The sequence below is a fragment of the Clostridium folliculivorans genome (genome assembly GCF_024341905.1).
GTDB classification, from domain to species: domain Bacteria; phylum Bacillota; class Clostridia; order Clostridiales; family Clostridiaceae; genus Clostridium_AR; species Clostridium_AR folliculivorans.
In genome coordinates this window covers 203,978-220,260 of record NZ_BQXY01000004.1, presented here as the reverse complement: position 1 = coordinate 220,260, position 16,283 = coordinate 203,978, and the positions used below count along the sequence as shown (strand labels likewise).

The window sequence follows — 16,283 nt, the reverse complement described above, 5'->3', positions numbered from 1 at the left end:
ATATGATAAAATAAATTTGGGAGATGATTATTATGGATAAGTGTCAACTTTGCCCTAAGTTTGAAGCAGCTTTTTCCCTACTTGGTAAAAGGTGGTCTGGCTTAATAATAAGAACTTTACTAAGTGGTCCAAAGAGATTTTCAGATATATCCGAAACAATTCCTAATATGAGTGCAAGAATGCTTACAGAGCGCTTTAAGGAATTAGAAAAGGAAGGTATTATAAAGAGAACTGTGTATCCTGAGATTCCGGTAAGGATAGAATATGAGCTCACTGAAAAAGGAAAAGACCTTGAAACAGCCATGGATGAAATCCAGAAATGGGCTGAGAAATGGAGTTAAAATCGGCAGGCAACTGCCGATTTTCCATTTAAATTTATTTATCTTTATTGTAGATAATTTTATTATCAGCAGTTATTAAATTTGCATTTACTAGTATGACTTTAATCACTGCATATAATGGTACTACTGCAAAAGCACCTAATGGCCCAATCAAACTAGCAGCAGCTATAACCAAGAATATATCTGTCAACGGATGTATCTTCATAGCCTTTGACATTATTAAAGGAACCACAATTCTTCCTTTAACCCCTTGTGCTATCATAAATAATATTGTGAGCTTTATCACCATATGAATCCCCACACTTATAGCAATAATATAAGGGATTATCATTGAAACAAAGAAGCCTACAAAAGGTATAAAAGCCAAGATAAACGTAGTTGAAGCTAAGATAAGAGCACTAGGCATTCCCACTAACTTATATCCTATATATACCATAACTGATAAAGATAATGCTACACATGCCTGCCCTGTAACATACGACGATAATACTCTATTACTTTCATTCATAATTGAAAACACCTTATCTTTATGTCTATCTGGAACTAACTTAATAATGCTTCCTTTAAATTTTACCCCATCCTTTAGTAGATAAAATATTATTACAAGTATAAGTAATAGTACAGAAAATAAATTCATCGCATAGCTAAATACTCTCATACCTCTCTTTCCAAGCATATATACATATGTTTCTACATATCTCACAATCTTTTCATAAACCCATCCAAGATCTAAGTTATTTGTAAAATAATCATTAAAACCCTTTATTAATGAATCATTCTGTAAAGTATTTGATACCTTAGAAATAAGTTGTTGAAATTCTCTTATCAATCGTGATCCTAAAAACACAAAAAATCCAGATAGTACTATAACCGTAATTATTAGAGTCAACATAGCTGCAATGCTGTTTTTCGTACCCTTTCTTAAAAGGAAATCATTTAAAGGCTTTACTAGATAAAAAAAGAACACTCCTATAATTACTGGTACGAATACTACCTTTGCAATTTTATGGGCAAAAATTATTAGTGTTGGTACTTTACTATAAAGAAATATTGCTAGTAAAACTAAATTTATTATTAAAAGATTATATATTAGTTTTTTCTTCTTCATAATTTTCTCCTAAAGTTTTTATAGTTTAACTAATATTAGTGTTTTCCATAGCTTTGGTTTGTATGCCTAGTAATATTTATAAATAGTTTAATACGCCATAAATATAACAGCCCAGTTCTAAATAAGATCTAGCTAAACAATCTAGTTTTTACTAATAGTTAATAGAATCAGCAAATAAATTTTGTAGTTTTTTATACAGCAAAAAGGAAGACTATTTATCATAGTCTACCTTATATAAAGGGTGAGATTATTATTTACGAAGATCCGGGGAGATCTTGCCTAAAATTTAAGGGGATACTTAAATTTTCGTATACTGCATGAGATTAATACTTAATACTTAATTTTTAATTATTGTGCAAGGAACATAGCCATATCATCATCAACATTTGTTGTTCCACCGATACCAAAGTTTTTAACTAAAACATTAGCAACATTTGGTGAAAGGAATGCTGGTAGAGTTGGTCCTAAATGTATATTCTTAACTCCTAAGTATAGTAATGATAACAATACTATAACAGCTTTTTGTTCATACCAAGCTATGTTGTATGATATTGGTAACTCGTTGATATCAGCTAATCCGAATACTTCTTTAAGCTTTAATGCTATTAATGCTAATGAGTATGAGTCATTACATTGTCCAGCATCTAGAACTCTTGGAATTCCTCCGATATCACCTAAGTTTAATTTGTTATATTTGTATTTAGCACATCCAGCTGTAAGGATTACTGTATCCTTTGGAAGCTTTTCAGCAAATTCTGTGTAGTAGTTTCTGCTCTTAGCTCTTCCGTCACAACCAGCCATTACGAAGAATCTCTTTATAGCTCCACTCTTAACTGCATCAACAACTTTATCTGCTAAAGCAAATACTTGTTCATGAGCAAATCCACCGATGATTTCTCCTGTTTCTATTTCAGTTGGTGAAGGTAATTTCTTAGCTTGTTCAACTAAAGCTGAGAAATCCTTAATTCCATTTGCATCTGCATCTATATGCTTAACTCCTGCAAATCCAGTTACACCTGTAGTATATATTCTATCCATGTATGAAGCTTTTGGAGGAACTATACAGTTTGTAGTCATAAGTATTGGTCCATTGAACTTTTCGAACTCTTCATTTTGTTTCCACCAAGCATTTCCGTAGTTTCCTGCAAAGTGCTTGTATTTTTTGAATGCTGGATAGTAGTGAGCTGGAAGCATTTCACTATGAGTATAAACATCTACTCCAGTTCCTTCTGTTTGCTCAAGTAATTGTTCTAAGTCTCTTAAATCATGTCCACTTATTAATATACCTGGGTTATTTCTAACTCCTATATTAACCTTAGTTATTTCAGGATTTCCATAAGTCTTAGTGTTAGCAGTATCTAATAATGCCATACCTGAAACACCAACTTCACCAGCTTTTAAAGCTAATGCTACATAATCATCAACTGTTTTTGTATCATCTAGTAATTCAGCTAATGCTTGAGCCATGAAAGCAACAACTTCATCATTTTCAAATCCTAATGCTCTAGCTTGCTTTACGTAAGCTGACATACCTTTTAATCCGTAAGTTGTTAATTCTCTTAATGATCTTATATCTTCATCCTTTGTTGAAAGAACTCCTACAGTTTCAGCCTTTTCATTGAATTCATCAATGTTAGTTGAGAACCAAGTTGTTGCTTCTGGAAGTTTGCTTTCTTCTTCTCTCTTTAATCCAACGAAAGAAAGTATCTTAGCTAACCAGCTTTCATTTGTTACTCCAACATTTCCGCCTGCTTTAGCTACTTCAGCCTTTAGTTCTTCTCTTAAAGCTAAGCCTTCTCTTATTCTTGATATAAATACATCTCTATCAAAGTTTGCATTTGTTATTGTTGCAAATAAACTATCAACTATGAAGTTGTCAGCTTTCTTATTTTTAACTCCAACTTTTCTTCCTTCATTGTTTACAACTGCAAGACCCTTAACAACATATATTAATAAATCTTGTGATTTTGCTATATCTTCAGTCTTACCACAAACACCTTTTATTGTACAGCCTTTACCTCCAGCTGCTTCTTGACATTGATAACAAAACATACTCATGAACGTAACCTCCGTTTAATTTATTTATTTTAAATTATTCGTACCATCTTCCGTATGACTAATTGAAGTGGCATTTATTTGTTTGATCTCTTCTCTACATTTCAAATTATACTAATTTACTCTACATTAATCGGTAACTTAAGTTACGAAATAAAAACTTTTTATAATTTTTATAAAAAAGTTTTGTTTATTCATTTTAAAATATGCTGCTAACATAGGTATATTGCCACTTTAGTACAAACTTGTAACCTTAAATAATAAAACTCCCAGTCTTATAAATACATTATATTAGCATTTATATACTGAGAGTTTTATTAAATAGTTTCTTCTTAATGCTATTGTTGAAATTAAGGTGTTGCTATGGAGATACTATATGATTGAGCTATTAGAATTAAATGATTTGCGGAAATGGAATAGCGTTAATAAACTGTATTGTCCGAACGTAGTGAGTTATACAGTTTTAGCTATGAGATTTCCGAAAATCATATTAATTCTTTGCGAAAATCGTTGAAGTATCGGAAGAGCGACAACTTAATTTCAACTCAAGCCATTAATTAATATGATATTAAAGTTTAGCTAATTCTACTGCAAGCTTAGCTGCAACTTCTGCATTATTAAATACAAGCTTAATATTTGAATCTAAAGATGCTCCACCTGTAATCTCTTTAACTTTAGCAAGTAAGAATGGTGTGCTTTCTTTTCCTTTTATTCCTTTTTCCTTTGCTTCTTTTAATGCACTTTCTATAGCATTATTTATAGTATCATAATCCATTTGATACTGCTCTGGTATAGGATTAGCTATTACTACTCCACCATTTAGTCCAAGATCCCATTTAGCCTTTATTGCTTCAGCAAGTTCCTTTTCATCTTCTACTTTGTAATCAACTCCAAAGCCGCTTTTTCTTGTATAGAAGGCAGGAAGTTCTTCAGTCTTAAATCCAACTACAGGAACGCCATAAGTTTCTAAGTATTCTAATGTTAAACCTATATCAAGTATTGATTTTGCACCTGCACAAACAACTGCTACATTTGTATGAGCAAATTCTTGTAAATCTGCTGATATATCAAAAGTTTCCTGCGCTTCTCTATGAACACCGCCGATTCCTCCAGTAGCAAATACTTTTACTCCAGCTAGTGCTGCTATTATCATAGTTGAAGCAACCGTTGTAGCTCCATCAGCTTTTTTAGCTATTATGAAAGGTATATCTCTTCTTGAAGTCTTTATAACATTTCCTGCTTTACCTAAATGATCTATTTCCGCTTCTGTTAAGCCCACTTTCAAAACTCCACCTAATATAGCTATTGTAGCTGGAACTGCACCATTATCTCTTATGATCTGCTCTACTGCTAATGCAGTTGAAACGTTTTGTGGGTATGGCATACCATGAGATATTATAGTAGATTCTAAAGCTACTACTGGTCTACCTTCTTCTAAAGCTTTTTTAACCTCTGGATTAATGTCTAAATATTTTTCTAACATAATTAAAACTCCTCCTCAATTAACTTATATATATTATCCACTGTAATATTAGGGTTTATAGTATCTTCGTGACTAAGTGCAAGTATCGCTGCTGCATTACCGAATATGGCCTTTTGTTTTATACTTAAATCATTAAGTTCTCCATATACAAGTCCAGCCATAAATGCATCTCCAGCTCCAGTTGCATTTACTACCTTTATAGCTTTCCCTTCAATATATCCATCTTGTTTTCCGTCAGTATAATAAGTGCCTTTTGAACCAAGACTTATAAATACATTTTTCACACCTGCATCTATGAAATATCTACCAACCCTTTTCAAACTGGTGTCATCTTCTATCATTATACCGCTTAGGATCTCAGCCTCTAACTTGTTAGGTTTTATAGTGTGAAATACTCCTATTATGTCTTTAACCTTCATGGACTTTGCAGTAGAAACAGTGTCTAAGAATAATTTACTTTCTTTATAGTTACTTGCTATATATTTGATTACATCTTCATTGAGATTTGTATCAATTACAGTAATTGAAGAATTCTCTAATACATGTTTTTTACTTATCAAATAATTAACATCAAGTTTCTCGATAACATCCATATGAGATATTGCAACAGCCATATCTCCATACTCATCTAAAATTGATAAATAAGAAGACGTACTCTGCCCTTGAGCCACCATTATCTCCTTAACATCCATTCCGATATGTCTTCCTTCATCAATAATCTTTTGACCGTAAACATCCTCACCAACTACTGATATAAATTTCGTATGAATTCCAAGCCTAACCATATTTTCAGCTATATTTCTTCCAACCCCGCCTAATGAATGTTTAACCACACCAATATTGGAGTCTTTGTATATCAATTTACTACTAGGAAAACCTTGAATATCTATATTCGCTCCCCCTACAACTGTAGCATATTGATTTTCCTTTACCACATATCCTTTTCCTAATATACTGCCTTTTTTTATTAAATTAGTTATGTGTACTGCTGCTGAAGACCTAGTAATACCTAAGATATTTGCTAATTCTTTTTGTGATATCATAGGATTTCTTCTTATGATCTGTAATATTTCTTGCTCTCTGTTCGTCATAGCATCACCCTAACATATGCTTATTTTATTAACTTTTGCTTACTTAAATCGTACCACTTATTTATTCCTCTGTAAAGGTTTATATATATTAAATTCATAAAAAATATCTTTATTTTTCAACTTACATTTTTACATATCTATAATTTAGAGCGCTTAGTTTAACTATTAATTTATACATGCTTGAAAAGCTTATAAAACAAAAAGTATTGAACAAATATAAATTAAATTTCCTTAGAAGAACCCTACATCACTATTAACATCAAGATGAATATTTAATACTATATAAGTATAACCTTTTAATGTTACACTTAATAAAGTTTTCTATCTGTAAACCTAGGCGGTATTCTACCTAAACATAAGCTATGTTATAAAGGAGATTAATTTTGTATGAAACACTATATAGATCAAGCAAAATCTGAAGTGAACCAATGGAAAGTTAAAGTAAATAAAAAACCCACAGTTATAGATAACTTGGCTAAAAAAAGCCAGCAAAAGATAAACAGTATCCTTCCAGACAAATATCACACTATAATGACAGAATCTATAAAAAATATATCAAAAGCTGTTATATCAGGTTCTGAGTTTATAACAAAGAAAACATACAGTAGCATGAGTTTTTATGACAGAGAAGAATTAGTAAGAAAAAAAATCGAAACATATAAAACCACAGCTATGATAGAGGGGGCTGGAACAGGTGCTGGCGGTTTTTTAGTAGGTCTCGCTGATTTTCCACTTCTACTAACTATAAAATTTAAGTTTCTATTTGATGTAGCTTCTATATATGGTTTTGATGTACGTAACTATAAGGAAAGACTCTTTATTCTTCATGTATTTCAACTAGCTTTTTCAAGCAAAAATCATTCAAATAAGATATTCTCTGAAATTGAAAACTGGGAAGAATATTCAAGATCCCTGCCTTCCGATATAAACGAGTTTGACTGGAAAACCTTTCAACAAGAATATAGAGATTATATAGATTTAGCTAAACTACTACAGATGCTTCCTGCTGTAGGTGCCTTTGTAGGAGCTTATGTAAACTCAAAGCTTTTAGATAAGTTAGGTGAAACTGCAATGAATTGTTATAGGATGAGATTACTCTATAAATGAAAGTAAGCCGCATAAATTTTAATTTATAGCGGCTTACTTGTTATATTGATGTATTACTTCATTGACATATCAAGGAATAAAGTGATGCATCCATATACTATATGATGCTATATAAAATTTGGCCACTGATACAAAAACACAAACCTTTCTTCCAATATTTACAAAATAATATCTTTTTTATAACATTATTAAATAAAATCTATCACATCACAGTAATTCATTCATATATTATAAATATAAGATAATATTTTAGTTAAAATTAAACAAAGGAGCTGATTTTTTTGGCAGACTCAACAGTGCATTTTGATACGCCTCAAACTGGTTCTATTTATTCGGTACAAGCTACTGGAACTCTTGTCCCACACTATGTAGGTTATGTCACCCTTGATTTAAAGGATATTAATAATAGCACCACTTTCCCTAGAACTAGTGCAACACATTTTAAGAAAACTTTTCCTTTAAGTAATACAACTTCTTTAACAACAACTTATAATATAACAACTACTTTAACTATTGTTCCAAAGCGAGAGACCAGGGATACAGTAACATTAACATGGGGCTTATCTCAAACACCTTAATAATATAGAACCTATTAAATTCTAATTATATGAGTACCACCTCATAATTAGATATATATTTTCAAATTTTATAATTAAACTCCGTAAGATTTTTAAGAATAAACCAGATTTGAGGTGGTACATCTTAATTGTGGAGTGAGATAAATTAATATCTCACTCCATATTTTATAATATTGGGAAAAGAGGTGAAATCCTTGGCAAGTGTCATAATCCCCGCTAATAAAAGTATTACTATAACAAATAAACTTCCAGATGGAAATATAAATGGAGATACTATATTAGTAGGTAGCGATGGTATCACTACCTATTTTAGCTATCTCTTTTTTGACTTATCCGTAATACCAAGTGATGTATTGATATGCTATGCAGAACTCATATTATTTAAAACTGATAATTTTTATAATGATGTAAGCAAGGTATTTGGAATTTACCCATGCAGCTATTTCAGCACTTACACCACTTTTAATAATCATCCCACAATAGATGGCTGCATGCCAAAGTACTTTTACCCAATTACCTCTGAGGTAGTAGCAAAAGCTACATTAACCCCTTTTGTTTCTGCTTGGATAGTTAATCCCAAAAGGAGTACATGTATTATGTTGTTTGGAAAAAACAATGATATAATTGCGAGCTTCGGTTCTGCTATAATCAAAGATCATTACTTGATTCCTTTTTTAAAGGTAAGTTTCACCCCTATACCTCAGAAGCAGCTTCCAGATAAATGTATACCGCCTGCTCCACCCAATGGTATCCCCTCACTTGCACAGGTACAGGTTACAGGAACAGTAGCAGCTAATGCAAAGTATAATGCCTTAATTGATGTTGCTGTAAAAAGGCATCTAACTGGTACCACAGACAATTATTACGTGGTTGATCAGTATGACAATGTTGGAGAGAATACACCTCTTCATATAGATAAAACTTATTATATAACAATAAACCCTAAGCCTAATCCACAAGATACTGAAAGTATAATCTTTGGTGGTTCATATTCAGATTAAACTCTATTTGTTATTTATTTTTAAAATCTCCTTATCAATAATAAAATGTTTTTTATCATAATATTGATAAGGAGATTTTATTTTATATTTTCAAAATATCTAAGCCTTCATTATCATATATTTCAAACTCTTTTATCGATCTTAAGATTTCTCTTTTAGCTATTTCAATATATCCATTTCTATAATAAAGTTTTCCTAGTTCTAGCAGTGCGAATCTATTATCCACTAAATTTGCCAAATTTACAGCTACAGCTAGCTCATCATATTTTCGGTTGATTAGTATTATCTCCCAAACTTCCAAAATAATATTCATATATTCTGTTTCATTTTCATCTTTACTTATTGTAGACGTTGGCTCTTTAGTAAATAGATTAACAAGTTGCCTGCATACTTCAATCACCTTTTTATCATACCCGTAAATTGGAGTATCTCTATTAGTATCCAAAATCACTTTAGCTTTATCACATTTACCAATTAATATATAACTTATTATTTTATACATTAAACATTCACTATAACCTTTGGTTTCTTCATTAAAATTATCAGCTGCAATACACTCTTCATAATTTCCTATTCTTATAAGACATTTTAGCTTAAAAGCCTTCATTTCATCTGTAAGTGTAATACCCCTACATCTCCCTAAACACTCTAATGCCGCTTCGTAATATCCTTCTTTGAAAAACAGCTGTGTCATCATACTACAATCTTCTGAAGAGTCAGAGAAAAACCTCTTAATTATCTCCTGTACTTCATTCACTTTTAAGCTTTGAAGTTTTAGTATATGAATAATATCGTATATAGGGGTTATAAACCCAGCTTCAGCTTTCATTGCCTCAACATAATAGTTATATGCACCCTCGTAATCTCTTAATTCTGAACAGACATTGCCTAATTCATAGTAAGCTTTAAATCCTCCTGTTCCAGAGAAAAATTTCAAATTAGCAGGAGCTTCTCCTATTTCAATACATTTTTGCAACGCTTTAATCTGTAAGGTTGGTTTCCTTAAAGCCTTAAAGATTTCCGCCTTGAAAAAATGCAAATCTGTACAATAAGGATAGTATTTTATTCCTTCATCACTAAGATTTAAAGCTTCATAATATTCTCCAAGAGTATAATGTGTGTATACCATACGTATTACTAATGCAAAGCCATATCCTGTATTAGGCTCAAATTTATCATATGCTTTATAGTAAAACTCCAAAGCTTTCTTTAAATCACCTAAAGCTGCATATTCATTTCCTAAGTTAAAGCATATAAATTTATCATTAGGATTTTCCTTGAACTGTTCTTTTAATATTGTTAGGTTCCTATTTCTCTTATCAGTAGAAATAATCCTTTCATTCAAATATCCATAATGATGTATTTTTACATCCTCACAAATTACATTATAATTGTTCTCTGAAGATACTAGCTGGTTATGAATTGCTGATTCATAGTGAATTCCCATATTATTTTTGAATAACCTTGGATTTAAATTTACGGTTTTATTATTTTCATCAATATAATTTCCTGAGTAGCTTACTCCTTCAAAATTATAAATAGCATTTTCATCTAGTTCACTATTAAATAAAGTTATGAAAAGTTCTTGATCTTCTTTGTAGATTTCTTCATCTGCATCTAATATTAATATCCAATCTTTAGTAGCATGTTTTAAAGATTCATTTCTAGCCTCACTAAAATTATTGCTCCACTGAAAAGAATATACTTTCGCATTAAATTCCTTTGCTATCTCTATTGTTCTATCTGTAGAGCCAGTATCTACTACTATTATTTCATCCACAATATCTTTAACACTATTTAAACATCTAGGTAAATACTCTTCCTCATTTTTTACAATCATGCATAAGCTTATTTCATTCTTCATAACGTTCTACCTCAAGTTTGCTTTCTTTATTAACATTACTCTCATTAGAAAACATAGGATTAGTTATTTTTTGAAGGCTATTTAATTTTAGCTTTCTAGTATTTTCATTAGCTATACCACTAGCCTTACATTTACTTGCGTACTCAAGGGATATTTCATAATGCCCCTCATGATAAAATGCTTCTGCGATAATATAATATGCTTTAGGATAATCATCAAAAAGATTCTCTACTTTAAGTTTGATCTCCTCTAATGGTATGTCTTGTTTATATATCATCTGAATAATATTACATAGTGGCACTATATAGTCTGGTTTTAGCTTAATAACTTCTGAAAAATAATTATAAGCTTTATCATAATCATTTAATTTCATATATATATTTCCCAACTCATTATAAGCTCCATAACTTCCTGTTCCACTCAAATATTTAAATTTAGCCGGTGATTCACCAATATTAATGCACATATTAAGTGCATCTATTTGCATATTAGTTTCATTTAATTCTTTATAAATAAGAGATTTAACATAATATAAATCTGTGCATTTCTCAAAGTATTTCACTCCAATATCTACAAACCTTAGAGCTTCACTGAATCTTTTTAATTCATAATTTGCAAGTGCTATTCTCAGGATTAATCTAGAACTATATCCTAAATTATAATCAAATTCCTCATAAGACTTATAATAGTAGTCTAATGCTTTTTCAATACTTCCCAAATAATAATACTCAGTTCCTAAATTAAAATAAGCAAATCCATCCTTAGAATTTCTTTTTATTTGTTCTTCCAAAATCGGAATATTTCTATCAGGTTTTTTCTTTAGAATTATCTTTTCATTTAAATATCCATAATGATGTATCTTTATATATTCTTCGATTACACTAACCTCATTACTTATATATACCAATTGATTGTGAATCTGACCTTCATAATGAATACCTCTATTATTTTTAAATAGGCGTGGATTTAAACTAGTAGTGATATTACCTTCATCAATCTTTTCACCTAAATAACTTATCCCTTGAAAAAAATAAATAGCATCTTCTTTTAATTCACTACTTAATAGTGCTCTGAGTCTTTCTTTATCTTCTAAATAAAGTTCTTCATCTGCATCCATTATTAATATCCAGTCTTTTGTAGCATGCTTTAAAGATTCATTTCTAGCCTCGCTAAAATCGTTATTCCAATTAAAGCTATATATCTTAGCACTAAAACTCTTTGCTATATCAATTGTTTTATCCTTCGATCCAGTGTCTACTATTATAATTTCATCCACTAAGTCTTTAATACTGTTTAAACATACTGGTAATGTTTTTTCTTCATCTTTAACAATCATACAGAGGCTTATCTCATTGTCCATAACATTCATCCCTCCAAGCCATCTATAGAAGCTCTATATTTTGCTTATCCTTAAGACTTTTAGTTGCATTTCTAGTATCAAATATTATCTTGGAGTTTCTTTGGATAAATAAATAATCATATTTTTTATGATCAGTAGTAATTACTACTAAATCTGATTTGTTTAATATATCTTCTGTTAACTCAACACCTCTATACTTTTTATCTTTAAATACATACTCTGAAATATAAGGATCGTAGAAATTAACTTCTGCTCCTTGATTTTGAAAGCTTTCAATAACCTTAAGAGCAGGGCTTTCTCTATAATCATCTATATCACCTTTGTAGGCTATTCCAAGTATTAATATATTGGATTTATTCAAGGGTTTATTAAGTCTATTCAATATTTCACAAGATCTTTGTACTATATATCTAGGCATATAATTATTTATTTCACCAGCTGTTTCAATAAGTCTAGTGTGATAATCATACTCCCTCGCCTTCCAAGTTAAATAATAAGGATCTAGTGGTATACAATGTCCCCCTAGCCCTGGACCTGGATAAAATGCCTGAAAACCATAGGGTTTGCTTTTAGCTGCTTCTATTACTTCCCAAATATCCACATTCATCTTATTGCAAATAATAGCCATCTCATTTATCAAACCAATATTTATGTTTCTATAAGTATTTTCAAGTATTTTTTCCATCTCAGCCACTCTGGGACTAGATACTGTAATAACCTCACCTTCAAGTACACTCTTATAAAACTTCTCAGCAATTACTGAACTTTTATTCCCAATACCACCTACTACCTTAGGGGTATTTTTTGTTTTATAAACTTCATTTCCTGGGTCTACTCTTTCTGGTGAAAATGCCAAGTAAAAGTCTTTCTCACAAAATAGTCCAGATCTTTGCTCCAGTATAGGACGTATTAGCTCTTCAGTTGTTCCTGGATATGTGGTACTCTCTAAGATAACAATCATATCTTTATGAAGAAAATCAGCCACAGCTTCTGTAGATTTTTTTACATAGCTAATGTCCGGCTGCTGATATTTATCCAATGGAGTTGGTACACATATCAGCACTATATCCACTTCACTTACAAAATTAAAATCTACTACCGCTTTTAATCTTCCTTCAGAAACCAAATCCTTAAGGTCAGTATCAACTATATCTCCTATATAATTAACAGCTTCATTTATCATGCGAACTTTTCTTTCTTGCACATCAAAACCTACAACGTTAAATCCACTTTTAGCACTTTCAACAGCTAGAGGAAGACCTACATATCCTAGTCCCACAATTCCTACAACTGCACTTTTGTTCGCTATCTTTTCAGCAAGAATAGATTCATTAGTCACTTTATTAACTCCTTTACCCATAAATTGTCAACATTTTACACTAAATTCTACTATATATTATGCTTACTGAAAAAATATGTTCTTTAAGATATTTATCTTCATGCTAGTAGGTGCATTACCGCTCGTCTTTAATAATCGGATATAATTGTAGTTAATGTTGAAATTAAGCAGTCATAAAGGATTCCAATACGGTGCTTTAATTGCACCTAATTATTAAATATTCATCTCATTTAAAAGTTTCTGCTTAATTCTTTTCATCATCTTTAGGTTTTCAATTGTATCAGCAGGATTTCCTGCTACCACTTCATTATCCTGCACATTACGCAAAACTACACTTCCTATACCGATAGTTACATGACTACCTATTTTAACTCCATTAATTATTGATGTATTTGGTCCTATCCAACTATTTTCTCCAATGGCCACACTGCCACTAATCTCTGCGTTAGCAATTATATATGATCCTTTTCCTACTCTACAATTATGAGCAATAAATACACAATCATCTATCTTAACACCGTCCTCTATAATCGTAGGTTCAATTGTGCCTTGAGCAACTGAAACTAAAGCTCCAACCTCTACATTATTTCCTAGTATTACTCCTCCAAGATGTGGTATCCTGAAAGGAACTCCTTTTTCATCTCTCTCCATTCCAAATCCTTCATCGCCAATAACTGAATTTTCTTTTATAATACAATCATTTCCTACGATAACATTGTCCCTTATCTTTGCTCCACTCCTTATAATGCACCTTTCCCCTATGCTACAATTGTTCCCAATAAAAACAAGAGGTTCGATTTGAGTTTCTTGACCTACTTTTACATTCTCACCTATAACATAACCTTCATCGTTCAACTTGTAGCCATGTAGCACCTTACTTTGTCTTTTTAAGATATAAGTTAAAATCTTAGCATACTCTAGCCTTGCATTTTCTACTATAAGAACTATGTTATTCTCATGAATACTTATCTCGTTTTCATCAAGAAACAGCTTTACAGCATTGCTTATCAATATAATACTTTCATTTACTAACCTCATATTCAATAATGAAAGCTTATCAATTTTACTTATAAATATAAGACTATTATCCCTAGGCCTTCCAGCCGTTGATATATTGTAAATATCAATACTTTTAGTTATATTTCCGTAACAATCATCTATATCCACTAAATCATAACTATTAAAAAAGAATTTCTTATCCATAATTTCTCCTAACCGTCTGCATATTTACAAAAACAATCTAATAACTTTTTGTTTCCCATTTCTTCGTTATATTTTTTATTCAATCTCATATCACAATCTAATTCATTAATGTTTCTTTTGAATATTTTATTAAGCGCCTCTTCATAAGTTAACTCTGTTTCAGAAAAATGAATTGGATGCAATAGTACTTGGATTAAATCTTCTTTCCCTTTCCTTATAAATTCAAATATATTTTTCCCTCTGAAATCCTTACATGAATCTGATATATACAGTTCAGAATTAAAGAATTCTGGACTATATGCATTCTTATATCCTTGAAACACCGGATATACATTATAGATAGACGGGCGATGCAGACTTACAGAATATACCTTATCATTAATAATATTTTCAAGAATACTACACTCATTTTTCATGTTGGATTGCATCTTCTCATCATCTAAATTGCCATATACAAGTGGGTCAAAATGCAAGCCTATATCAAAACCCTTATCGTGCATATTACGTAGCAATCTTCTATTTTTTGATGCATTAGGGTTATAAGTTTCTGAGCTGGTAAGCACAAAATAAGTACTTCTTACATCTTTTTGTTCTTCAATTTGCGATAGCACATAAGCTGTCTCAATATCAAAATCTATATCATGCCTTAGTATTACCCCTGTCAAAGGTTTCTCTGGTAATGTTTTAAAGGTATATATTATATTCACTTGCTTCATTAGTTCTATAAGTAGCCCGTATTCTTTATAAGTAAACATATTCGTTTTATCTCCTTAACTTATTACAACTGAAACAATATTCATATGGGGCAATTTATAAGTTTCTCCATATAATATGAAGGAAAAAAGCTTTTGTTCTTTATAAATTTCTGTAAGGAGTTTTTATAATAATGAAAAATATAGAATTGCTAATAACCGGTGGTTCTGGTTTTATAGGCACACACTTAGTAAATTCATTGAATAGTATATATAACATCACAAACCTTGGGAGAAATAAAAATCCAAAGTGTTCTAATATATATTGGGACTTAAGAACTGGTTTAGATAACATTACCAATCTACACCCACACACGGTAATTCATTGCGCTTCCATAGTGAACAGTAAAAGTACTGATAACTATGAATATATAGATATAAACGTTAAATCTACTATAGCCTTACTAGAGTTCTGTGTTAAAAATTCCGTAAAAAAGTTTATTTTTATCTCATCTGGTGGTGTATATGGTTATAGCAAAGAATCTTTATCAGAATGCAATTTTTGTAACCCAGAAGGAATTTATTTATTAAGTAAATACTTTTCAGAAAAGATATGTGATTTATATAAAGATAAATTAGATATTGTAATATTAAGGCCATTTTTTCCATACGGTGAAGGACAAAAAGGACGGTTAATAAGTAATTTGTTTTACGATATTTTGAACAATAATGTGATTTCACTAAACAAGAATGGACATCCTAGAATAAATCCTATATATATATCCGACTTAATAGCTATCATCAACCTAGCTATTGAAAATGATGTGTCAGGAGTATTTAATGCATGTGGAGATGATATTGTTTCAATAGAAGAGCTTTGTAAAATAATAGCACATGTTGCAGATAACAAAAGCTTACGTTTTTCCTATAAAGAAACTGATGCAGAAGACTTAGTAGGTGATAATAGCTATCTATGCTCTGCTTTAAATTATAAATTAAATACAAACTTAGAACAGGGACTTGCTTATTACTTTAAATGGTTGAAAACTCTAGAAAATTAG

General features: G+C 30.8%; 14 protein-coding genes. 5 read left to right on the top strand and 9 right to left on the bottom strand.

From position 1 onward, the window contains the following. Positions 1 to 32: 32 nt before the first annotated feature. Positions 33 to 341, top strand: a complete 309-nt coding sequence (locus tag OCU55_RS14010; protein ID WP_261852934.1) for a winged helix-turn-helix transcriptional regulator — start codon at positions 33 to 35, stop codon at positions 339 to 341. 34 nt (positions 342 to 375) lie between these two features. On the opposite strand, the gene OCU55_RS14005 is transcribed toward OCU55_RS14010, so the two are convergent. The 4 genes from OCU55_RS14005 to OCU55_RS13990 form a co-directional block, all read right to left on the bottom strand. Next, positions 376 to 1,449 carry an AI-2E family transporter gene (locus OCU55_RS14005; RefSeq protein WP_261852933.1) on the bottom strand — a complete coding sequence of 358 codons (1,074 nt, stop codon included), beginning with the start codon at positions 1,447 to 1,449 and terminating at the stop codon, positions 376 to 378. 348 nt (positions 1,450 to 1,797) lie between these two features. Then, positions 1,798 to 3,507: a hydroxylamine reductase gene (gene hcp, locus OCU55_RS14000; protein WP_261852932.1), complete on the bottom strand. Its 1,710-nt coding sequence runs from the start codon at positions 3,505 to 3,507 to the stop codon at positions 1,798 to 1,800. 565 nt (positions 3,508 to 4,072) lie between these two features. Beyond that, positions 4,073 to 4,987: a pseudouridine-5'-phosphate glycosidase gene (locus OCU55_RS13995; RefSeq protein ID WP_261852931.1), complete on the bottom strand. Its 915-nt coding sequence runs from the start codon at positions 4,985 to 4,987 to the stop codon at positions 4,073 to 4,075. 2 nt (positions 4,988 to 4,989) lie between these two features. After that, positions 4,990 to 6,078: a PfkB family carbohydrate kinase gene (locus tag OCU55_RS13990; protein ID WP_261852930.1), complete on the bottom strand. Its 1,089-nt coding sequence runs from the start codon at positions 6,076 to 6,078 to the stop codon at positions 4,990 to 4,992. A gap of 387 nt (positions 6,079 to 6,465) precedes the next feature. On the opposite strand from OCU55_RS13990, the gene OCU55_RS13985 reads away from it, so the two are divergent. The 3 genes from OCU55_RS13985 (at position 6,466) to OCU55_RS13975 (ending at position 8,764) form a co-directional block, all read left to right on the top strand. Further along, complete coding sequence (locus OCU55_RS13985) at positions 6,466 to 7,185, top strand: EcsC family protein (protein WP_261852929.1); 720 nt, start codon at positions 6,466 to 6,468, stop codon at positions 7,183 to 7,185. Between the two features lie 281 nt (positions 7,186 to 7,466). After that, complete coding sequence (locus OCU55_RS13980) at positions 7,467 to 7,763, top strand: hypothetical protein (protein WP_261852928.1); 297 nt, start codon at positions 7,467 to 7,469, stop codon at positions 7,761 to 7,763. A gap of 194 nt (positions 7,764 to 7,957) precedes the next feature. Continuing rightward, positions 7,958 to 8,764 (top strand): DNRLRE domain-containing protein, encoded by an 807-nt coding sequence (locus OCU55_RS13975; protein ID WP_261852927.1) that lies wholly within the window; start codon positions 7,958 to 7,960, stop codon positions 8,762 to 8,764. Positions 8,765 to 8,846: 82 nt separating this feature from the next. Here OCU55_RS13975 and OCU55_RS13970 read toward each other — a convergent pair whose 3' ends face one another. The 5 genes from OCU55_RS13970 to OCU55_RS13950 form a co-directional block, all read right to left on the bottom strand. After that, positions 8,847 to 10,628: a tetratricopeptide repeat-containing glycosyltransferase family 2 protein gene (locus OCU55_RS13970; protein ID WP_261852926.1), complete on the bottom strand. Its 1,782-nt coding sequence runs from the start codon at positions 10,626 to 10,628 to the stop codon at positions 8,847 to 8,849. Beyond that, on the bottom strand, positions 10,618 to 11,988 hold the full coding sequence (locus OCU55_RS13965; protein ID WP_261852925.1) for a tetratricopeptide repeat-containing glycosyltransferase family 2 protein: 1,371 nt from the start codon (positions 11,986 to 11,988) through the stop codon (positions 10,618 to 10,620). Before OCU55_RS13965 ends, OCU55_RS13970 begins: the two co-directional genes overlap by 11 nt. Positions 11,989 to 12,010: 22 nt before the next feature. Further along, positions 12,011 to 13,327: a nucleotide sugar dehydrogenase gene (locus tag OCU55_RS13960; protein ID WP_427847055.1), complete on the bottom strand. Its 1,317-nt coding sequence runs from the start codon at positions 13,325 to 13,327 to the stop codon at positions 12,011 to 12,013. A gap of 213 nt (positions 13,328 to 13,540) precedes the next feature. Further along, complete coding sequence (locus OCU55_RS13955) at positions 13,541 to 14,530, bottom strand: UDP-3-O-(3-hydroxymyristoyl)glucosamine N-acyltransferase (protein WP_261852923.1); 990 nt, start codon at positions 14,528 to 14,530, stop codon at positions 13,541 to 13,543. An 8-nt stretch (positions 14,531 to 14,538) separates the two neighbouring features. After that, complete coding sequence (locus OCU55_RS13950) at positions 14,539 to 15,285, bottom strand: polysaccharide deacetylase family protein (protein WP_261852922.1); 747 nt, start codon at positions 15,283 to 15,285, stop codon at positions 14,539 to 14,541. Positions 15,286 to 15,416: 131 nt separating this feature from the next. Here OCU55_RS13950 and OCU55_RS13945 point away from each other — a divergent pair, with 131 nt between their 5' ends. Continuing rightward, complete coding sequence (locus OCU55_RS13945; RefSeq protein WP_261852921.1) at positions 15,417 to 16,283, top strand: NAD-dependent epimerase/dehydratase family protein; 867 nt, start codon at positions 15,417 to 15,419, stop codon at positions 16,281 to 16,283.